The organism is Tessaracoccus sp. MC1627 (genome assembly GCF_014164725.1).
Lineage (GTDB): Bacteria > Actinomycetota > Actinomycetes > Propionibacteriales > Propionibacteriaceae > Arachnia.
On the sequence record NZ_JACJGA010000001.1, the window covers coordinates 176,176 to 197,699 of the forward strand.

A 21,524-nucleotide genomic window follows, 5' to 3' on the forward strand; every position below is an offset into this window, starting at 1 on the left:
GCATCGACCCTCCGACCACCCGCCCCATTCCCGGCGATTTGCCGCGCTACCGGCTCCGGATGGATAGGGGACCTTGCGTCTGCCCCCATGATCGGCGCCAATCGTGCCCTGGGCCCGTTTCAGGCGGCATTGACCCCCCGTCGATGTCCGGTTTTGTGCCCGGACACGGTAGAATTGGCACGATCAACGGCGCCGGCCAGCCCGGCGCCCGTTTGTGTGGACAGGAGCTTTTGTGACGGACGACGTGCAGGTGGACGAGGACTTCAATCTGAGTGAGCGCATGGAGGGCTTGCAGGACTCAGCGGACAACACGGTCACCGGGCTCTACGACGCGGATCAGATCTCGGTCCTGGAGGGCCTCGAGGCGGTCCGCAAGCGCCCGGGCATGTACATCGGCTCCACCGGCGAGCGCGGGCTGCACCACCTTGTCTACGAGATTGTGGACAACTCTGTGGACGAGGCCCTCGCGGGCTACTGCGATTCCATCGACGTCGAGCTCCTGGACGACGGCGGGGTCCGGGTCAAGGACAACGGCCGCGGTATTCCCGTCAAGGAGCACCCGATCGAGAAGATCCCCACCGTCACGCTGGTGCTGACGGTGCTGCACGCCGGCGGCAAGTTCGGCGAGGGCGGCTACAAGGTCTCCGGCGGCCTTCACGGCGTGGGCTCCTCCGTCGTCAACGCGCTGTCGGACAAGCTGATCGTCGAGGTCACCCGAGACGGCTACCGCTGGCAGCAGACCTTCCATCTCGGTGTCCCGGTGACCGAGTTGGAGCGCCTGGAGGAGTCGGCCGAGACCGGCACCACCATCACGTTCTACGCCTCGAACGAGATCTTCGAGACCACCCGCTACAACTACGACACGCTCGCCACCCGCTTCCGCGAGATGGCCTTCCTCAACAAGGGCCTGCGCATCTCACTGATCGACCTGCGCGCGGACCGGCAGGTGGCCACCGGCGACGAGGGGGAGACCGACACCCCTTACGACGAATTCCAGTACGCCGACGGCCTCACCGACTACGTCAAGTACCTGTCCTCCGGTAAAGACGCCATCCACCCCACCGTGATCGCCGTCGAGGCGCACGCCCCGGACCAGGGCATGGGTGTGGAGATCGCGATGCAGTGGAACACGTCCTACACCAGCAGCGTCTACACGTTCGCCAACACCATCAACACGCACGAGGGCGGCACCCACGAGGAGGGCTTCCGTGCGGCGCTGACCAACACAGTCAACCGCTGGGGCGAATCCTGGGGGTTGATCAAGAAGCGCGAGGACCGCGTGGCCGGCGACGACATCCGCGAGGGCCTCACCGCCATCGTCTCGATCAAGGTGTCCGAGCCGCAGTTCGAGGGTCAGACCAAAACCAAGCTGGGCAACACCGAGGCCAAGTCCTTCGTGCAGCGCGTCCTCAACGACCGCCTGGGTGACTGGTTCGAGCGCAACCCGGCCGAGGGCAAGGACATCGTCCGCAAGTCGCAGTCCGCGGCCGCGGCCCGCATCGCCGCCCGCAAGGCGCGTGACATGGCCCGCTCCCGCAAGGGGCTGCTCGGCGGCTCGGGTCTGCCGGGCAAGCTGGTGGACTGCCAGTCCACGGACCCCAGCGAGTGCGAGCTGTTCATCGTCGAGGGCGACTCGGCCGGCGGTTCGGCCCGAGGCGGCCGCGACCCCCGCACCCAGGCCATCCTCCCCATCCGCGGCAAGATCCTCAACGTGGAGAAGGCCCGCATCGACCGGATCCTCGCCAACAAGGAGGTCGAGGCGATCATCAACGCCCTCGGCGCCGGCATGCAGGAGGACTTCAACCTGGACAAGCTGCGCTACCACAAGCTCGTCCTGATGGCGGACGCGGACGTCGACGGCGCCCACATCCGCACCCTGCTGCTCACGCTGCTGTTCCGGTTCATGCGGCCCCTCATCGAGGCCGGCCACGTGTACCTGGCCCAGCCGCCGCTGTTCAGGCTGCGGTGGACCAACGCCGCGCACGAACTGGCCTACGGCGACACCGAGCGCGACGGACTGCGGGAGAAGGGTCTGGCCGAGGGCAAGAAGCTGCCCCAGGTCAACCCCATCCAGCGCTACAAGGGCCTGGGTGAGATGAACGCAGATGATCTGTGGGACACCACGATGGATCCGGAGAAGCGGATCCTGCTGCAGGTCACCATCGAGGACGCGGCCATGGCGGATCAGATGTTCTCGATCCTGATGGGCGAGGACGTCGAGCAGCGCCGCACGTTCATCCAGCGCAACGCGCGCGACGTGCGCTTCCTCGATATCTGAGCAGCGCCACCCCCCCAGAGTTTGTGGATTTTCGGAAGGTTTGAGAACTGATGGCTGACGACGGCACCCTGACCCCCCCGGCATTCGGTCGGGTGGACCCCATCGACCTGCAGGTGGAGATCCAGCGCTCCTACCTGGACTACGCGATGAGCGTCATCGTCGGGCGCGCCCTGCCGGATGTGCGCGACGGGCTGAAGCCGGTCCACCGGCGCGTCCTGTACGCGATGTGGGACGGCGGCTACCGCCCGGACCGCGGCTGGAACAAGTGTTCCCGCGTGGTCGGCGAGGTCATGGGCCTGTATCACCCCCACGGTGACACGGCCATCTACGACACCCTCGTGCGCCTCGCGCAGCCGTGGGCGATGCGCCTGCCGCTGGTCACAGGGCAGGGCAACTTCGGCTCCCAGGGCAATGACAAGGCCGCGGCCATGCGGTACACCGAGTGCAAGCTGGCCAACCCCGCGGCCGAGATGGTGCGCGAGATCGAGCAGAACACCGTCGATTTCCGCCCCAACTACGACAACCGTGAGCAGGAGCCGGTGGTCCTGCCGGCCCGGTTCCCGAACCTGCTGGTCAACGGGTCCACCGGCATCGCCGTCGGCATGGCCACCAACATCCCCAGCCACAACCTGCGCGAGGTCAACGACGCCGTGCAGTGGGCGCTGTCGCACCCGCAGGCCACCCGCGAGGAACTCCTCGACGCGGCCATGCACCGCATTCAGGGCCCCGACTTCCCGGGCGGCGCCCTCATCGTCGGCCGCAGCGGGATCGAAGAGGCGTACCGCACCGGTCGCGGGTCGGTCACCATGCGCGCGGTGATCAACATGGAGGAGGACCCGAAGGGTCGCCAGCTGCTCGTCATCAACGAGCTGCCCTACATGTGCAACCCCGACGCGCTCGCCCAGCGGATCGCGGACCTGGTCAACGCCGGCAAGCTCACCGGCATCGCGGACATCCGCGACGACACCTCCGCCCGCACCGGCCAGCGCCTCGTCATCGTGCTCAAGCGCGACGCCCAGCCGCGCGTCGTGATGAACAACCTGTACAAGCACACGTCGCTGCAGGACACGTTCGGCTGCAACATGCTGGCCATCGTCGACGAGGTGCCCCGCACCCTGCGCCTGGACCAGTTCATCTCGCTGTGGATCAAGCACCAGCTCGAGGTCATCCGTCGCCGTACGCAGTACCAGCTCGACGACGCCGAGAAGCAGGCCCACATCTACCGCGGCCTGGTCAAGGCACTCGACGCCCTCGACGAGGTGATCGCGCTCATCCGTCGCTCCCCGAACACCGAGGAGGCCCGCGAGGGCCTGATGGACCTGCTGGACATCGACCAGCTGCAGGCCACCGCCATCCTGGACATGCAGCTGCGCCGTCTGGCCGCGCTCGAGCGGCAGAAGATCATCGACCACCTGCTGGTGCTGGAGGCCAAGATCCAGGACCTCAAGGACATCCTCGCCAACGAGGAGCGCCAGCGCGCCATCATCGCCACCGAGCTGCAGGAGATCGTCGACAAGTACGGCGACGATCGCCGCACCCGGATCGTCGCGGCGGACGGTGACTTCTCCGACGAGGACTTCATCCCCGACGAGGACGTGGTGGTCACCATCACCCACGGCGGCTACGCCAAGCGCACCCGCGCGGACCAGTACCGGGTGCAGAAGCGCGGCGGCAAGGGCGTGCGCGGCGCCACCCTCCGGGCCGACGACGAGGTGCAGCACCTCTTCATGACCACCAACCACCAGTGGCTGCTGTTCTTCACCAACTTCGGGCGCGTCTACCGCGCCAAGGCGTGGCAGCTGCCAGAGGCGGGCCGAGACGCGAAGGGCGGGCACGTGGCCGGCCTGCTGAGCTTCCTGCCGGAGGAGAAGATCGCGCAGGTGCTGGCCATCCGCGGCTACGAGGACGCCGAGTACCTGCTGCTGGCCACCAAGCACGGGCTGGTGAAGAAGACCGATCTCAAGACCTACGACTCGCCGCGGCAGGCCGGCGTGATCGCCATCAACTTCCGCGAGGAGACCGACGAGCTGATCGGCGCCTCCCTGGTGAGCGCCAGCGACGACGTGCTGCTGATCTCGCGCAAGGGTCAGGCGATCCGCTTCCAGGCCGACGATTCGCAGCTGCGGCCGATGGGCCGGGCCACCTCCGGCGTGACGGGCATGAAGTTCCGCTCCGGCGACGAGCTGCTGTCCATGGCGGTGCTCCGGGCAGATGACGACCTTGAGGGCCAGTTCGTGTTCACGGTGACCGACGGCGGGTTCGCGAAGCGCACCCCGGTGGACTCGTACCGGCAGCAGGGTCGCGGCGGGCTGGGCATCAAGGCGATGCGTCTCAACGAGGATCGCGGCTCGCTCGTGGGCGGCCTCATCGTGGGCGAGGCCGACGAGGTGCTGGCGATCAAGGTCTCCGGCCAGGTGACCCGCTCGGCGGTGGCCGATGTCCCTGTCAAGGGCAGAGACACCATGGGTGTGAAGTTCGTCGGCGTCAAGGGCGACGACTCGGTGGGGGCCATCGCGCTCTACCCCGAGTCCGAGGTTGAGCTGGAGGACGCCCCGGCAGACCAGGACGCGGAGTTGGACGAGGGTGCCGAGGACGCTGCAGAGAGTACGGTAGATGTCAGCACCGCCAGCCAGGCGGAGCAGGAGCCGAACAGCGAGGAGGGCGCCGATGAGTGAGAACTCGCCGCGCTGGCCATCCGCCTCCGGGGCCTCCGGCCTCGACTTCTCTCCGCACCGAGCGCCGTCGGACGCCCCGGCGCCCGTCAGTCCGGCGGTGCCGGTGATCAACGGTGACGGGCCGACGCATGCGTCCAGCGCCCCGTCGTCGGGCACGCCGGCGTCCCCGTCGTCCGGGCCGTCGTTCTCGCCCGCCCCCGTGAATGCCCCTTCGGAGCCGGCCTCGGCCGCCCCGCAGGCGGAGGCTGCAGACCAGACCCGCACCATTCCGGCAGTGGCCGGGCGTGCGGCCCGTGTCGCCCAGGAGTGGGCGGCGAAGGCGAAGGTCGCGGTGACGCCCAAGCCCGCGGCGGCCCCGGGCGAGGGGCCTGGTGTACCCGGTGGGTCCCCTGGCGCGGTGACCACCCCGTCGCGCGCCGCCACCTTCGTACCCGTGGCGAGCACTCTTCCCGCTGAGGCCGAGGCGCGGACCGCGCACCCGAGCCGTCGGACCCGGAAGGCGCGGCTGAGGCTGTCGCGGATCGACCCGTGGTCCGTGATGAAGACCACGTTCCTGTTCTCGATCGCCTTCGGCGTGATGATGGTGGTGGCCGCGTTCATGCTGTGGTCGGTGCTCGCAGGGTCCGGGGCCCTGGAGTCCGCCAACACGTTCATCAACACCCTCATCGGGGATCAGGACACGGCGTTCAACATTGGGGACTTCCTCAGCGCCTCGCGCGTGCTGGGGTTCGCGACGGTGGTGGCGGCGGTCGACGTCGTGATCATCACGGCCGTGGCCACGCTGTTCGCGTTCCTGTACAACCTTGCCGCCACGGTGATGGGCGGCCTGGAGATCACGCTCGCCGAGGACTGATCCCGCTCCCACCCCTGGCTCGTGATGGTCAGGGGGCGGGGATGCGGGCGATCAGCCGCTCGTAGACGGCGGTGCGGTCGAACTGCAGCGCGTGCCGGAGGGCACGGTCGGCCAGGTCGGCGCGCTCGGCGTCGGTCATCACCAGGACCGCGTGGTCGAGGGCCGCCGCGATGCCGTCGGGATCCTCCACGCCGATGAAGAGGGCGCAGTCGCCCACCGCCTCGCCGATCCCACCCGTGGTGGTGGTGATGACGGGTCCACCCCCGGCGAGCATGCTCTCCGCCAAGGCGATCCCGAACGTCTCGACGAACTCCGGGACGGGCTTGCTCGGGAGCACGAACGCCGCGCAGCCGGCCATGAGGTGCGGCTTCTCCTCGTCGCTGACGTCGTCGAGGAACACGACGCGGTCGGCGACGGGTGACTCGGCGGCGAGCTCCCTGAGCCTGGGTGCCTCGGGGCCGTTGCCTGCGACGACCAACCGGACCCGTTCGGCGGCGGCGCTGCGCGCGAAGCCCTCGATAAGGTCGTCGACGCCCTTGGCCAGGCTGAGGCGCGAGAGGAACAGGACGTAGCCCCGGCGCGACAGTCCGCGGGCCTCGAGGGCGTCGTGGGTGTCCTGCGGGTCCAGGTCGGTGAACTGGGCCGCGTGGATGGCCGGGTACGAGATCTGGACCTTGCGGCGACACTGCTCGGCGAAGTCTGTGCCGTGATCGGCGTCCAGGAGGGCTGCCTCGCTGACGATGAGGTCGCGGGTGTACTCCGAGACCGCCACGCAGAGGTCGTTGGCGAGATAGGTCGTGAGCAGGTGGGCGGCCGCGCCGTAGCGACCGGACTCGATGCAGTTGCGGACCACGTTGGTGATGTCCGACCCGACGGCCTCGGCGATCGTGACCACCCTGACCGGGAGCCCCGAGCGATGCGCCGCGCGGAGTGCGTCGTCGACCGCCACCGCGTGGGGGGTGAGGTACAGCGACATGCAGACGGTGGGGACGCCGTCGGTGAAGAGCTCGAAGAGCCGGCCGGTCAGGCCTGCGAGGTACCGGCCGTCGAGGATCTTGTAGTTGCCGACCGGCTCGGGCCGTTCGACCGTGATGCCCTCCCGGTAGGGGGAGATCGAGTCGAGTGGCTTGAGCGGCAGCTCGGACTCGATCAGCCGGTCGAGGGGCCAGGTGATGATGCGCACGTCGTCGAAGCCCTGGTCCAGAGCCGCCTCCGCCAGGTTGCGCGCCTCGCCGGAGTGGCCGCAGATGACGGGGTCGGCGCGCACGACGAGGACGAGCCTTCGTGTGGGACGGGTCACGGGGTTCCTCCTGGCAATCCACTGGGTGCGGAACGCACGGTACGGGACGACGCGGCGCCTCAGCGACTCGGGACCGGCAAGCGATCCGCGACAAGGGCGGACGGCGCGCCACCGGAGCGTCGGAGGAGCCGCGCGGACCTCTCAGGGACATCGCAGCCGTCAGGAATCCCGGAGCGTCGGGACGGTTGTCCCGTGACGCCCGGGACAACCGCGCCGAAGACTGGACTTCTGAACGCACCCCGAGGAGGAGCAGCAGATGTCCAGCACCTCAACACCTGCCACGGGGCAGGACCGGCTCGGTACCGAGCCGAGGGTCGCCGTCGTGTTCGTCGCGCCGGAGCCCGACCAGAGAGACTCGGCCAGGCTCGTGGCGCTCGGCGTGGTGATGCTTGCCTCGGGCGCCTTCCTCATCGTCATGTTCGTCTCGCTCGCCCGGGGTGGCAGCGCCGCGCCCTGGGGACCGATCAACGACCTCCTGAGCGCGGCGGCGAACGTGCTCCTGGCCAGCCTGGTGCCGCGGATCAGCCGTGGCGCCGCCCGCACGGCGCGAGAACGGGGCTTCGTCCGGCTGATCGCCGGCACCTGCCTGGTCGCGGCGGCCTCCGGTGTTCTCCTGGTGGCCCAGGTCCTGCCCTTCGAGCCGTCGACGGCGATCTCCATGGTGGCCATCACGCTGCAGGCCGCATGGATGGCCTGGCTGAACACGGCGTGGTCGCGGGATCCCCGGATGCCCCGGTCCATCTGGAGGACGGGCGGGGGCGTGGGCTACGGGCTGGCCGCCGGGTTCGCGTTGACCGGCGCCTCCTTCCTGTTCCCCTGGGGCTCGGCGGCCGCAAAGGCGCTGCTCTACCCCGGAATCGCGCTCGGCGGCGCGCTCTGGCTCGCCTGGCCACTTTGGTTCGTCCTCCTCGGCCGCCACCTGCGGCCCGCCGCCGAAGCCGACACCTCGACCCATGACCAGCCGGACGCATGAGGCGTCCGCGCAACGGAAGGAGAAACCGATGATCACCGTCTACCGCGTTCTCGCGGGCACCGTCGCCGCCCTGGTGGGCGTGCAGGCCGCCTCCCACGCCTGGGCCTCCGCCGGCCTCGGCGCCTACATCATGGGCGGCGCGGTCGTGGACAAGTCGATGATGGAGGACACGGGAGGCCCGCTGCCGTTCCCGGAGGTCCTCGGCATCCTGATCCACGGCCTGAACGGCGGCATCGTCATCCCCGCCGTCGCCCTGGCTCTGCTGGTGGTGTCATTCTTCACCCGGGTCCCGCGCGCCCTCATGTGGGCCGCGATCGTGCTCGGGCTCGTCGCGCTCCAGATGACCCTCGGGTACGCCGCCCACGGCATGGCGGTGCTGGCGATCTTCCACGGCCTCAACGCCCTCCTGCTGCTCCTTGCGGCAGTGTCCGCCCTGCGCAACGCGCGGAGGCCGGTCGCGGCATCTGACGTGACGCCGACGAACGCCCGGGGATCGGTGGCGGTGTGACGTGAGCACCAGGGCGTCGTGGGTGTCGCGGCGGGTCGTCGGCGCCGGGGTCCTGGTGCTGGCGCTCGGATGCTCCGCCTGGGTGTGGGCGGCCAGCCTGCTCCCGGGCACCTACTCCATGACCTCGATGGGGTACCCGGACTACGGCGGCGGCCCTCAGCCTGCCGGGGCGACCTCCCACGGCCACGCCCAGGGCGGGGTGGACATCGGCACCCTCGTGCCCGACCCCGATCGCGCGCCGGACGTCCGGGTGGACCTCGTGGCGAGGGCCGAGCGGGTCACGCTGCCAGGGGTCCCGCCCTTCGACGGCTTCACCCTGAACGGAACGACCCCCGGGCCCACCATCCGGGCCCGCGCCGGGGAGCTGGTCGAGGTCCAGGTCACCAACCAGAACGTGGCAGACGGCATGACGCTCCATTGGCACGGCGTCGACCTGCCCAACGCGATGGACGGCGTCGCCGGGGTGACCCAGGACGCGATCGCGCCGGGGGAGGGGTTCGTCTACCGCTTCGTCGCCCAGGAGGGGACCTACTGGTACCACTCGCACCAGGTCTCCCATCCGCAGGTCAGCGGCGGATTGCTGGGGGCGCTCGTGGTGGACCCCGCAGCGCCGGATCCGGGCGTGGTGGACGCCATCGCGCTCGTGCACGCGTACGCCGGGACCCGCACCGTCAACGGGACGCCGGGCGGGTTCGCGCACCCCGCACGCCCCGGTGACACCGCCAGGGTGCGGGTGATCAACACCGACGCCGGTCCGATGCCCGTCTGGGTGTCCGGGGCCTCCTACCGGGTGGTCGCGGTCGACGGCCGCACGGTGAACCGTCCGGGTCCGGTGACGGGGGAGGCGCTGCTGGTCACCGCCGGCGGGCGGGCGGACCTGGAGGTCGTGGTGCCGACGGGCGGTGCCCGGGTGGAGTTCGCCGGGGCCTCGGTCTCCGTCGGCGGCACGGGGGCGCCACACTCCCCGGCGCCCCGGGCGCTGGTGGACCTGCTCAGCTACGGCTCACCGGGACGGACCTTCCACGACCTGGGGCAGCCGGATCGCACGTTCGAGTACCGGATCGGCCGCCGGTTCGGGCTCCTCGACGGCCGACCGGGGTCGTGGTGGACGATCAACGGCGGCCTCTACCCGGACGTGCCGATGTTCATGGTGCGCACCGGGGAGCGTGTCCGGTTCCTGGTGTCGAACGAGAGCGGCGAGGTGCACCCGATGCACCTGCACGGCCACCACCTGCTGGTGGTCTCGCGCGACGGCGTCCGGGCCACCGGGTCGCCCTGGCTCGTCGACTCGCTGAACGTCGAGCCGGGCGAGACCTATGAGGTGGCGATGGTTGCAGACAACCCTGGCATCTGGATGGACCACTGCCACAACCTCCCGCACGCGCGGGAGGGGCTGATGACGCACCTCGCCTACGAGGGCTACCACAGCCCCTTCGTCGTGGGCGGCGACCACGGGAACCAACCCGAGTAGGGGCTCAGCCCAGGCCCGCCCGGCGCGCCTTCTCGATCGCGGAGGCGCGGTCGGCCACCTGCAGCTTGACCAGGATGAGCGAGACCAGGTTGCGGACCGTCTTGTCCGCGATCCCGAGGTGCCGGGCGATGCGGGGGTTGTCCCAGCCCTTGGCCACCAGTTCCAGCGCCTCCCGCTCCCTCGTCGTCAGTTCGACGAAAGGCGCCCGGCCGCCGCTGCCGCCCGCCACCATCGCAGTGAGCCGCGCCGCCAGGGCGGAGGAGAAGATGATGTCGCCTTGGGCCACCGACCGGATCGCGGCCAGCGTCGCGTCCGGCGTGGCCGACTTCACCACGTAGCCGCGCGCACCCGCCGCGACCGCGTCGGCGACGCTGGAGTCGTCGAGCATGCTCAGCATCAGCACCCGCACGTCGGGGTCGGCCGCGACGATCCGCCGCGTCGCCTCGATCCCGTCGAGCCCTGGCATGGTGACGTCCATCACCACGATGTCCGGCGAGAGCTCGGCCGCGAGCCTGACCGCCTCGAGGCCATCGGCGGCCTGCCCGACCACCGCCAGGTCGTCCGTCGTGCCGAGCAGGCCCACCAGGCCCTCGCGGTAGAGGGGATGGTCGTCCACAACGAGAACGCGGACACCGGTGATGCTCATGGCCCCTCCATCGGTAGCACGGCGCGCAGAACGGTGCCGCCGGCGAGCCGGGACTGGATCGTGCAGGTTCCGCCGAGCTCTGCGGCCCGCTCGCGCATCGCGGTGAGCCCCACCCCGGCGTGGAGGTCGGCGGGCGGGCCGACGCCGTCGTCGGCCACCTCGATCTCGAGCGTTCCGTCGACGCGGCGGAGGGTCACCCAGCACGCCTCCGCCTGGGCGTGGCGGGCCGCGTTGGCCAACGCGGAGGACACGATCCGGTAGGTCGCGACCTCGACGGCGGGAGGAAGCGGCGTGCCGGTGGAGCCGATGCCACCCGTGTCGAGGTGCACCACCAGGGGCGCCAGGCCGACGGCCAGCTCCTCCAGCGCCGAGGCCAGGCCCAGGTCGTCGAGTGCGGGAGGTCGGAGGTCGTAGGCGAGATGCCGCACCGCGTCCGCGGCACGGGTGGCGTCGTGCTCGATCCGGTCCAGGAGTGCCGCCACCTCCTCGGTCGCCTGCGGCACCATCAGCCGGCGGACCGTCTCGGTGCGTAGGGGGATGGCCGCGATGGTCGGGCCCACATCGTCGTGCAGGGTTCGTCTCAGCATCCGCCGCTCGTCCTCTCGGGCCAGGATCAGCCGCTGCCAGGAGGCGCGGACCTCCTCGTCGAGCTCCTCCTCGTGGAGGGCGGAGGCGACCTGGTTGCCGAGGTCCTGGAGCAGGCGACGTTCGGCCGGGGCGAAGCCGCCCCCACGACCGCGGGTGGCCACCAAGAGGCTGCCCAGCGTGACGTCCGCATGCACCAGGGGCGTGACACGTAGCCGGGCCTCGTCTTCCGGCTGAATGCCGGCCTCGGCGAGCCGGTTCTGCTCCGTCCGCACCGACACGTATGGAACACGCAACGCCCGGCGGAGGTCGGCGGCGACCTCGGGCCACGAGACCTCCCGTGCGCTGAGCAGACCTGCGAGCCGTGCCAGCGCCACGTAGGGATCGTCCCGATCGCCGTAGAGGCCCCTGCTGACCCAGCTCTCCAGCCGGACCCGCACCGGATTGACCAGGATCGCCACGGCGACCGCGCCGGCCACGGCGACACCGGTGGGCTGGTCGGCGATCAGGGCGGTCAGGACCGCCACGGTCAGGAGGTACACGCTCACCGCGACAACCGTGAGCGCCGCGTAGACGAGGGTCCGGCCGAGCACGACGTCCAGGTCGAAGAGCCGGTAGCGCAGCATCGCGACGCTCATGCCAGCGACATAGAACAGACCAGGCAGACCGATCAGCTCGTCGGGCAGCAGCGACCGCCCGATGAGCAGCGATGGGGCGATCCAGAACGCCAACGCCAGCAGTCCCGCCACGATCCCGGACCCGCCAAGCCAGAGCAGCTGCTGCCGATGCACCGGGTCGCCGCCGGGGCGGCGGGTGAGGACCATCCGCAGCACCAGAACCCCCATGGAGGCTGACAGCCCTACGACGGTGAAGACGGTCTGCAGGGGTATGGCGCGGGCCATCCAGCCAGGGAACGCGGTTCCGGCTCCGCTGACGGCAGCGAGGGCTGCCCACAGCAGGGGTGGACCCCAGGTGATCAGCACCCTCGCTCGCACCCCCCGCATCCACGGGGCCAGCGGCGTGGGGAACTGGAGCGCCCAGGCCAGCATCCCGCTCCACGCGAGGGTGTAGAAGAACCCGACGTTGAGCACAAAAAGCCATCGCAGCATCCCGGTGAAGGCCCACGACGGCGGCAGACCCGCCACGGTCACGACGGTGCTGCCGAGGAGGGCGGCGGCGAAGACCAGGTTGGCCCCGGCCGCGGGGTCGCTCGGACGGCGGCTGATCGCGAACCCGGACAGGGCAAAGAGGGCGGTCACGAACAGCAGCGTCCCGCCCGCGCGCCAGGCCTGGAGCGCGAGCGAACCCGCCTGGGCCACGAGCTCGAGCGGCACGCTTCGCGACCCCGGCTCGACCGTGACGTCAGCACGCCCGTCGACAACCTGCACAGTGCTGATGAGGCTTCCGTCGGGAATCGGGCAGCCCAGGTGCACCTGAGGGAGAACCCCCTCAGCGCTGAACGCGTCCGCCTGCGGGGAGAGCCACGCGCACTCCGCGGGGATCACCAGCCGAAAGCCGATGAACACCACGGCGGCGAGGCACGCCAGGAGTGCGCCTGCTAGGGCGTCCCACTGCGGACCTTGGGCTGGCGGCGACACCGGAGTCTCCTCCCGTTCAGGTCATCGTCCCAGAACACCCTTCCTGTGACCAGAGGCTGACGAGCACGGCTCTCCCGTCGGTCACGGCCCCGACACCGAAGGAGGTTCCTGCGCATCCGTGCAGGCGACCGCGGCCGACCCGCACCAACGCACCGCCGCCGACGTACTACGCGATGTAGTGGCTTAGCCTGAGGTTCACCGCAGGCGGAAGCACCGAAGCTCGACCCGTTCCTTCGAGGAGTCATCGTGGACCAGACTGCCCGTTACGCCGATCTCAGCCTCCGTGAGGAAGACCTCATCGCCGGGGGACAACACATCCTGTGCGCCTACACCATGAGGCCGAGGTCCGGCTCCTATCTGGAGGCCGCCGCGCACTTCGCCGCGGAGTCCTCGACGGGCACCAACGTCGAGGTGTCCACCACCGACGACTTCACCAAGAGCTTCGACGCTCTGGTCTACCACGTGGACGAGGCCACCGAGGAGATGCGGATCGCCTACCCGCTGGACCTCTTCGACCGCAACATCATCGACGGCCGGATGATGATGGTCTCGTTCCTCACCCTGACCATCGGCAACAACCAGGGCATGGGCGACATCGAGTACGCCAAGATGTACGACTTCTACGTGCCGCGCGCGGCGATCAACCTGTTCGACGGGCCCGCTATGGGCATCGCCGAGTTGTGGCGGATCCTGGGCCGGCCAGTGATCGACGGCGGCTACATCGCCGGCACCATCATCAAGCCGAAGCTGGGCCTCCGCCCCGAGCCCTTCGCGCAGGCCGCCTACGAGTTCTGGCTGGGCGGCGACTTCATCAAGAACGACGAGCCGCAGGGCAACCAGGTGTTCTCGCCCATGCGGAAGACCATCCCGCTGGTCTACGACGCCATGAAGCGGGCGATGGACGAGACCGGCGAGGCGAAGCTGTTCAGCGCCAACATCACCGCCGACGACCACGCCGAGATGATCGCGCGCGGCGAGTTCATCCTCGAGGCCTTCGGGCCGGACGCCGACAAGGTGGCGTTCCTGGTCGACGGCTACGTCGGCGGCCCGGGCGCCGTGACGACCGCCCGCCGCTACTTCTCCCGCCAGTACCTCCACTACCACCGTGCCGGCCACGGGGCGGTCACCTCTCCCAGCTCCAAGCGCGGATACACCGCCTACGTGCTGGCCAAGATGTCGCGGCTGCAGGGGGCCTCGGGCATCCACGTGGGCACCATGGGGTACGGGAAGATGGAGGGCGCCCGCGACGATCGCGCCATCGCCTACATCTGCGAGCGCGACGAGTACCAGGGCCCCGCGTACTTCCAGGAGTGGCACGGGATGCGCCCCACCACGCCGATCGTCTCCGGGGGCATGAACGCGCTGCGGCTGCCGGGCTTCTTCGCCAACCTCGGCCACGCCAACATCATCAACACCGCAGGAGGCGGCGCGTACGGCCACCTCGACGGCGCCGCGGCCGGCGGAAGGTCGCTCCGGCAGGCGCACGAGTGCTGGGCGGCCGGGGCCGACCCCGTCGAGTGGGCCGTCGAGCATCGTGAGTTCGCGCGGGCCTTCGAGTCGTTCCCGGCCGACGCGGACCTCCTCTACCCCGGATGGCGCCAGGCCTTGGGCGTCGCCGATGAAGCCTCCCCCTCCGTCGACACCGACTGAGGGGGACGGTCATGGCGCCGCGGACCTTGACCCAGTACCTCCTGGACCTCCACGACGAGCGCGACGATTCCCCGGCCCACGACTACGCCCACATCCTGAGCGCTGTCGCGGTGTCGGTGAAGCTCACCGCGGCCATGGTGAGCCGCGGCCAGTTGTCGCTGGGCGCCGTCGCTCAGGACGGCCAGGGGGATCACGCCCAGCTCCATCGGGGACTGCGCCGGCTCGCCACCCGGATCCTGCTCGACCAGGCCGCCGGGATCGAGCAGTTGGCGGCCGTGTCGGTGGCCGGTGACCCGAGCATCCACCCGATCTCCCGCTCGCCACGCGCCCGGTACCTGCTGGTCTTCGAGGCGCTGCACGGGTCGGTCAACCTGTGCGAGAACCAGACGGCGGGGCTGGCGTTCTCCATCCTGGAGCGCGCAGAGGTCGATGCGCCCTGCACCGAGGCCGACTTCCTGCAGCCCGGCTCCAGGCAGGTGTGTGCCGGGCTCGGGTTGTACGGACCCAGCACTCTGCTGGTGCTCACTACGGGGCGGGGGGTGGACGGCTTCACCCTGGACCGCGACGTCGGCAACTTCGTGCTCACCGATCAGGCGATGACCATCCCGAGCCGGTCGGACAGCTTCGCCATCAATCCGTCCGAGGCCATGCACTGGCCGGCACACACGAAGCGGTACGTCGACGAGTGCCTCCGCGGCGCGGAGGGTCCGCGCGGGCGTGACTTCAAGATGCGCTGGAACGCATCCGCCGTGATCGGGGCTTTCCGAATCCTCGTCCACGGCGGGATGTTCATGGCGCCCGACACCGGCCGCCGCGGCGCCCTCTGGGGGGTGCCGCTGATGCACAACGCGGCCCCGCTGGCGCTCCTGGCCGAGCAGGCGGGCGGCGCGGCCTCCACCGGCGCCCAGCGGGTCCTCGACGTGGTCCCGACCTCCCTCACCCAGCGTCTGCCCATCTACTTCGGGGCCGCCGACGAGGTGGCGCGCGTCGAGCGGTATTACCAGGAACACGAGCAGGGACTCGACGAAGGCTCGTCGTATCCGTTGTTCCACAGCCGCACCTTGTTCATCGAGCCCTAGGAAGACGGAGACAGCCATGTCCGATCTGCATCCAGTCGTCGCCATCACCGGCTCCTCGGGGGCGGGCACCACCACCGTCACCGACACGTTCGCGCAGATATTCGCGCGGGAGTCCATCACGTCGTCGGTGATCCACGGCGACTCCTTCCACCGCTACGACAGGGAGGAGATGAAGGCGGTCTACGCCGACGCCCTCGAGACCGGCGAGATCGCGCCCAGCCACTTCGGGCCGGAGGCGAACCTCTTCGACGAGCTCGAGCAGTTGTTCGCGGAGTACGGCCGGACCGGCACCGGACGGGTGCGCCAGTACGTCCACGACGACGAGGAGGCCCGGATCTACGGGCGTCCGCCAGGCACCTTCACCCCCTGGGAGGACCTCCCCGGCGGCACCGACCTCCTCTACTACGAGGGCCTGCACGGCGCGGTGCGCACGGACAGCGTCGACGTCGCCCGGCACGTCGACCTGCGGATCGGGGTGGTCCCGATCATCAACCTGGAATGGATCCAGAAGCTGCACCGCGACCGGAACACGCGCGGCTACTCGACGGAGGCGGTCACCGACACCATCCTGCGCCGGATGCCCGACTACGTGCACTACATCTGCCCGCAGTTCTCCAACACCCACATCAACTTCCAGCGGGTGCCCGTGGTGGACACGTCGAACCCGTTCATCGCCGGGTGGATCCCCACGCTGGACGAGTCGATGGTGGTGATCCGATTCGCGGACCCGCGCGGCATCGACTTTCCCTACCTGCTGTCCATGATCGACGGCTCGTTCATGTCGCGGGCTAACAGCATCGTCGTGCCCGGCGGCAAGATGCACCTGGCCATGCAGCTGATCTTCACCCCGCTGATCTGGCGGCTGGTCGAGGCGAGCCGGAAGGCGAGGGCCCGCGCCATGGGCTGAGACGGGGTCTGTTTGCTGCCCCGGCGAGCGGTGCGCTAGACTTACGCGTCGGTGAACGGGCCTATAGCTCAGACGGTTAGAGCGCTGCCCTGATAAGGCAGAGGTCACTGGTTCAAGTCCAGTTAGGCCCACCAATGAAGTGGCGTTCACCGCCACACCAGCGCAGCGGCTAGCGTGGGCTCATGAGTCCGGACGCGGGCAGCACCCAGGAAATCCTTGACGCAGTCCGTCGCGCTCCCACGCTGCTCGCAGGGCTGGACCTGATGGATGCCCTCACCGCGGCCGCCCGCCGCGACGGGTCGGCGGCCGCCGAGCCGCTCAATGACGCCATCGAGGCCTCCGGCGACGACCTCACCGCCATCGCCGCGGTGCACGCTGCCGCCGCAGCGGGGGCGGCCACGGCCTCCGGCCTGCTGGTGCCGCTCCTGACCTCCCCGTCGGCCCACCTGCGTGAGCACGCCGCCTGGGCACTGTCCTCTGCGCCGCGGATACCCGACGCCGTGCCGGCGCTTGAGGTCATCGCCGCCGCCGGCGGTTTCACCGGCACCCTCGCCGAGGCCACCCTCGAGACGTGGGGCCTGACCCCTGACGATTCCGACGACGACCCAGACGACGAGCCGGCTCCCCCCGCAGCGGGAACCGGCCTCACCGTCGCCCAGCTGTACCTCCACGCCGACATCGACGGCACCCTCAGCCACGCCGGTCAGGGCGACACCGGCGGCATCGCCACGCTGCTCGTCCACCTCGGCGACGCCCTGCTCGCCGGAGGGACCGTCGAGCGGGTTCTCACCCTGTCGCGGGGGAATCCCGGCCGGATGCGCCTCCCCGACGACCTGGCCGGCCCCGGCCACCACTACCTGTCGGTTCCCCTGCCCGGGCCCGTCCGGCAGGCCCCCGACGCCTGGCCGCTGCGCCTCAGGGCCCGCCGAGGAGTGAGGCGGATCCTGCGATCGGCCGGACGCGTCGACGTCCTGCACCTGCGGATGGCCGACGTCGGGTCCTGGGCCGCCGCCGAGGTGGCGCGCGAGCTGGGTATCCCGACCGTGCTCACCCTCGCGCCCGACCCCCACGCCCTGATCGCCGCCCGCGACGCCGCCGGCACCCTCGCCCGCGACACCTTCGGGGCCGCCGACAACGCCGAACACCTCGTGTTCCGCTTCCGGCTCCTCCGCGACCTCGCCGCCCAGGCCGCGCACCTCGTCGTGTTCCCGCGCCCGGACCTGGCCCGGGATCTCCGCGACCTTCTGCACCTTGACCCCGACGACGCGCACCGGGTCAGCGTCGTGCCCGAGGGCATCGACCTGGCACCCCTGGAACGGGCCGCCCGCGAGGTGTCGGACGCGTTGAACGGCACCCCGGTCCCGGAGGACACCGCGACCGCCCTCGCGAACCTGGACACTCTGCTCTCCGGCCTTCCGCCCGAGCGTCGCGGCCTCCCGCTGGCGATCACCGTCGGGCGGCTGCACCGCGTCAAGGGAATGGCGACCCTGGTCGAGGCCTGGGCGTCCGACCCGACCCTCACGCGCCGCTGCAACCTGCTGATCGTGGGCGGGGACCTGCAGACCCCCTCCGACGACGAGACCGAGCAGCTGAGCCAGATCGACGCCGCGGTCCCCCGGCCCGATGGCCCGGCGCGCGGCCTCCTGCTCGCCGGGCACCGGCCCAACGGCGTTGTCGCGGCGTGGCTCGCGGCGGTGAGGCTGGGCCGCCCCGGGCACGCCGGGCCCGCCGGCGTCTACGTGTCGGCGAGCCTCAAGGAGGAGTTCGGCATCGCCATCCTTGAGGCGATGGCCTCTGGCCTCATCGTCGTGGCTCCGCGCGAGGGCGGCCCCGCCACCTACGTGGAGCACGGCGTCACCGGCCTGCTCGCCGACACCGGATCGCCCGTCGCCCTCGGAGCGGCGCTGGCCTCCGCCCTCGATCTCGCCTCCGCGCCGGGCGCTGCCGACAGCGCCGAGAAGGCCCGGGCCTTGGTCAGCAACAAGTTCAGCATCCAGACGATGGCATCCGCGCTCGCGGCGATCTACCAGGAGGTCACTCATGACACTGCTCGTCATCAGTCCTGACTACGCCTCGCACCTGTACCCGCTCGCCACGTTGGCGACTGCCTGGCAGGACGCCGGCGAGCGTGTCGTCGTCGCCACCGGGCCCGCGACCGACGCCATCGTGCGCCGGTTCGGGTTCGAGCGCGAGAATCTGCAGCTCGGCCGGGGCTCCAACCCGGGCGTGATCCGGGCCGAGGACCAGCCGCGCGGAGAGGGCGACGCCCTCCGCGGCTTCTTCGACGCCACCCGACGCGGCGCCGTCGAGACGCTCGCGTTCCAGGCGGAGGCCCGAGGTGACGACCTGCTGTGGGATCCGCTCACCGTCGCCCGCGAGGTGCAGCGGGTCGTCGACCGGGTGCGCCCAGACCAGGTGATCGTGGACCACCTCGCCTTCAGTGCGCGGCTGGCGCTGGCGAGCGCCGGTGTCCGGCACGGCGACGTCGTCCTCGGCCACCCGACGGCGCTGACCGTCGGCGACGAGGTGTACGGCTATCCGCCCGCCTGGCCGCGGGCGCTCCACCCCGATCCGGCCGCGCTGGCCGACCTGCGCCGGCTCTGCGAGCGGGTCCGCGACCAGTTCACCGCCCAGTGGAACGAGGCGCTTGCCATCCTCGACCCAGGCGCGGTCGCCAGCGACGACGCCTTCGCCGAGACGGGCGACGTGCTCCTGCTCAACTACCCAGGCGAGCTGCACGCGCCCGGGCGCACCGCACTGCTGGGGCCACACGCGTTCCTGGGCTCGGCCGTCCGCACCGAGGAGCCGGATGCCGAGGTCGACGCCTGGTTGGCCTCTGGTGACGCCCCGATTGTCTACGTCAGCCTCGGCAGCTTCCTGTCCGTGCGCTCCGATGTGCTGGCGCGTGTCGCGGAGGCGTTGCGCGGCCTCGACGTGCGGGTCGCCCTCGCGAACGGGTCGACCTCACGGGACGCGCTGGGCCCGATCCCGGCGTCCTGGCTGGTCCGCGAGGTGCTGCCGCAGGTGACCCTGCTCGGCCGCTCGGCGCTGGCTGTCTCGCACGGCGGCAACAACAGCGTCACCGAGGCCCTCACCGCGGGCGTCCCGCTGCTGCTGCTTCCCCTGTCCACGGACCAGTTCGCCGGTGCGGCCGCGCTGGAGGACGCCGGATTCGGTGAGGTCCTCGATCCCAATGCCGCCACCCCGGACGAGCTGCGCGCGGCGGCCGCCCGGCTGCTGTCGCTCGACCCGTCCGCCGCCGCCCGCCTGACGGGTCTGGCCAGCGACCTCACCGCCCGGCCCGGCGCGCTGCGGGCGCGGACGGTGCTGGCCGGCAACACAGAAGCCCCCGACCGAGGAGGTCTCCGATGACCAGCACCACCGCAGTCCACCCCGTCGACGAGGTGCCCCCGGCCCCGAAACTGTTCGCGCTGGGCCTGCAGCACGTACTCGTCATGTACGCCGGCGCGATCGCCGTCCCGCTCATCGTGGGCCGCGCGCTGCAACTGTCCCCCTCCGAGGTGGCCTTCCTCATCTCCGCGGACCTGTTCGCGTGCGGCGTCGTGACCATCCTTCAGGCGTTCGGCGCCACCCAGTGGTTCGGCATCCGGCTGCCCGTCATGATGGGCGTCACCTTCGCCGCCGTGGGGCCCATGGTCGCCATCGCGGCCGCCAACCCGGGCGCCGACGGGGCCCGGAAGCTGTTCGGCTCGATCATGGCCGCCGGTGTCATCGCGATGCTCATCGCGCCGCTGGTCAGCCGGCTGCTGCGATTCTTCCCGCCGGTGGTGACGGGCACCATCATCCTGGTCATCGGCGTCTCGCTCATGCGCATCGGCATCAACTGGGTCTTCGGCAACCCGGTCGGCCCCACCGCGCCCACCGTCGTGGACCCATCCCACGCGGACTGGCTGAGCACCGTGGGTGACCTGTCCTCGGCCCCAGGCAGCTCCGTCCCGCCGGTCCCGCCCGGGCTGACCGTCGCACCCAGCCTCCCCAACCCCCTCTACGCCTCGCTGGGAGACCTGGCCATCTCGGCGGCCGTGCTCGTCGCGATCGTGGTGGTTGCGCGCTTCGGCAAGGGATTCCTCGCCAACATCTCGGTCCTGCTCGGCATCGTCATCGGAAGTGCGATCGCCGCCGCCGCCGGAAAGGTCTCGTTCACCAGGGTTGTCGAGGCGGACTGGTTCGCGCTCATCACGCCCTTCCACTTCGGGATGCCCCTGTTCGACCCCGTCATGGTGGTGACGATGTCGCTGGTGATGGTGGTTGTCCTCATCGAGTCCACCGGCATGTTCCTCGCCCTGGGGGATCTGACCGGAAAGCCCGTGACCCGGCCGATGCTCTCAGCAGGGCTGCGCACCGACGGCCTGGGCACCCTCATCGGCGGCATCTTCAACACGTTCCCCTACACCTCGTTCAGCCAGAACGTGGGGCTGGTGGGCGTCACCGGCGTCCGGAGCCGCTTCGTGTGCGTGGCGGGCGGCGGGATCCTGATCGTGCTCGGACTGGTGCCCAAGATGGGCGCCCTGATCGAGGCACTGCCCATCTCCGTCCTCGGCGGCGCCGGCATCGCCATGTTCGGCATGGTGGCCGCCACCGGCATCCGCATCCTGTCGGGCGTGGACTTCGCCGCCAACCGCAACAGCCTGCTCGTGGTGGCGATCTCGCTGGGCATCGGCATGATTCCCCTGGTCGCGCCCGACTTCAGCCAGTGGATGCCGTCCGAGATCCACCCCCTCATCGAATCGGGGATCCTGCTGGCCACCTTCTCGGCGGTGGCGCTCAACGCCTTCTTCAACGGCACCACCGACGACGCTGACGCCGTGCGCCGGGCCGCGGCGAAGGCCGAGCACTGAGGCGACGGGGCGCGTCCGATCGGTCCCCACCTTCATGCGGATCTCGTTCTCGGGTGCGGTGAGCCGTGAGGCGATTCCCGGGCGGCCCTTGTCCAGGGTCTGTTGGTGGCTGCTGGTCCTCCTGTGGTCAGGTTGTTGAGGC

Annotated in this window: 15 protein-coding genes and 1 tRNA gene; 13 read left to right on the top strand and 3 right to left on the bottom strand. The window is 70.5% G+C overall.

What is annotated here, in order from left to right; all coding sequences use genetic code 11:
- The first annotated feature begins 280 nt into the window (after positions 1-280).
- Genes gyrB through H5399_RS00815 form a run of 3 tightly spaced genes read left to right on the top strand, consistent with a single transcriptional unit; the run spans position 281 to position 5,806 of the window.
- Positions 281-2,278 carry a DNA topoisomerase (ATP-hydrolyzing) subunit B gene (gyrB, locus tag H5399_RS00805; protein WP_182781881.1) on the top strand — a complete coding sequence of 666 codons (1,998 nt, stop codon included), beginning with the start codon at positions 281-283 and terminating at the stop codon, positions 2,276-2,278.
- A gap of 50 nt (positions 2,279-2,328) precedes the next feature.
- On the top strand, positions 2,329-4,953 hold the full coding sequence (gene gyrA, locus H5399_RS00810; protein ID WP_182781132.1) for a DNA gyrase subunit A: 2,625 nt from the start codon (positions 2,329-2,331) through the stop codon (positions 4,951-4,953).
- Positions 4,946-5,806 (top strand): DUF3566 domain-containing protein, encoded by an 861-nt coding sequence (locus H5399_RS00815; RefSeq protein WP_182781133.1) that lies wholly within the window; start codon positions 4,946-4,948, stop codon positions 5,804-5,806. Before gyrA ends, H5399_RS00815 begins: the two co-directional genes overlap by 8 nt.
- A 28-nt stretch (positions 5,807-5,834) precedes the next feature.
- Here H5399_RS00815 and H5399_RS00820 read toward each other — a convergent pair whose 3' ends face one another.
- Positions 5,835-7,106: a glycosyltransferase gene (locus H5399_RS00820; RefSeq protein ID WP_182781134.1), complete on the bottom strand. Its 1,272-nt coding sequence runs from the start codon at positions 7,104-7,106 to the stop codon at positions 5,835-5,837.
- 256 nt (positions 7,107-7,362) lie between these two features.
- On the opposite strand from H5399_RS00820, the gene H5399_RS00825 reads away from it, so the two are divergent.
- Genes H5399_RS00825 through H5399_RS00835 form a run of 3 tightly spaced genes read left to right on the top strand, consistent with a single transcriptional unit; the run spans position 7,363 to position 10,058 of the window.
- Positions 7,363-8,079 carry a hypothetical protein gene (locus H5399_RS00825; protein WP_182781135.1) on the top strand — a complete coding sequence of 239 codons (717 nt, stop codon included), beginning with the start codon at positions 7,363-7,365 and terminating at the stop codon, positions 8,077-8,079.
- A gap of 28 nt (positions 8,080-8,107) precedes the next feature.
- The gene (locus tag H5399_RS00830; protein WP_182781136.1) at positions 8,108-8,587 is read left to right on the top strand and encodes a hypothetical protein; all 480 of its coding nucleotides are present in this window, start codon (positions 8,108-8,110) and stop codon (positions 8,585-8,587) included.
- A gap of 1 nt (position 8,588) precedes the next feature.
- Positions 8,589-10,058: a multicopper oxidase family protein gene (locus tag H5399_RS00835; protein ID WP_370585656.1), complete on the top strand. Its 1,470-nt coding sequence runs from the start codon at positions 8,589-8,591 to the stop codon at positions 10,056-10,058.
- Between the two features lie 4 nt (positions 10,059-10,062).
- Here the strand turns inward: H5399_RS00835 and H5399_RS00840 are convergent, their stop codons facing one another.
- Together H5399_RS00840 and H5399_RS18375 are read right to left on the bottom strand one after the other, a co-directional pair.
- Positions 10,063-10,704, bottom strand: a complete 642-nt coding sequence (locus H5399_RS00840; protein WP_182781137.1) for a response regulator transcription factor — start codon at positions 10,702-10,704, stop codon at positions 10,063-10,065.
- Entirely contained in the window at positions 10,701-12,887 is a 2,187-nt protein-coding gene (locus H5399_RS18375) for a GAF domain-containing sensor histidine kinase (RefSeq protein WP_182781138.1), read from the bottom strand. Before H5399_RS18375 ends, H5399_RS00840 begins: the two co-directional genes overlap by 4 nt.
- Positions 12,888-13,133: 246 nt before the next feature.
- On the opposite strand from H5399_RS18375, the gene H5399_RS00850 reads away from it, so the two are divergent.
- The 7 genes from H5399_RS00850 (at position 13,134) to H5399_RS00880 (ending at position 21,382) form a co-directional block, all read left to right on the top strand.
- A complete protein-coding gene (locus H5399_RS00850) occupies positions 13,134-14,537 on the top strand; it encodes a ribulose-bisphosphate carboxylase (protein WP_182781139.1) in 1,404 nt (467 codons plus the stop codon).
- Between the two features lie 11 nt (positions 14,538-14,548).
- Positions 14,549-15,616 (top strand): class 1 fructose-1,6-bisphosphatase, encoded by a 1,068-nt coding sequence (locus H5399_RS00855; RefSeq protein WP_182781140.1) that lies wholly within the window; start codon positions 14,549-14,551, stop codon positions 15,614-15,616.
- Positions 15,617-15,632: 16 nt separating this feature from the next.
- Complete coding sequence (locus tag H5399_RS00860) at positions 15,633-16,523, top strand: phosphoribulokinase (RefSeq protein ID WP_182781141.1); 891 nt, start codon at positions 15,633-15,635, stop codon at positions 16,521-16,523.
- A gap of 57 nt (positions 16,524-16,580) precedes the next feature.
- Positions 16,581-16,657: transfer RNA gene (locus H5399_RS00865), tRNA-Ile, on the top strand.
- A 48-nt stretch (positions 16,658-16,705) separates the two neighbouring features.
- Positions 16,706-18,589: a glycosyltransferase gene (locus H5399_RS00870; protein ID WP_182781142.1), complete on the top strand. Its 1,884-nt coding sequence runs from the start codon at positions 16,706-16,708 to the stop codon at positions 18,587-18,589.
- A complete protein-coding gene (locus H5399_RS00875; protein ID WP_182781143.1) occupies positions 18,564-19,895 on the top strand; it encodes a glycosyltransferase in 1,332 nt (443 codons plus the stop codon). Before H5399_RS00870 ends, H5399_RS00875 begins: the two co-directional genes overlap by 26 nt.
- Entirely contained in the window at positions 19,892-21,382 is a 1,491-nt protein-coding gene (locus H5399_RS00880) for a nucleobase:cation symporter-2 family protein (RefSeq protein ID WP_182781144.1), read from the top strand. The genes H5399_RS00875 and H5399_RS00880 overlap by 4 nt, the downstream gene beginning before the upstream one ends.
- Positions 21,383-21,524 lie beyond the last annotated feature (142 nt).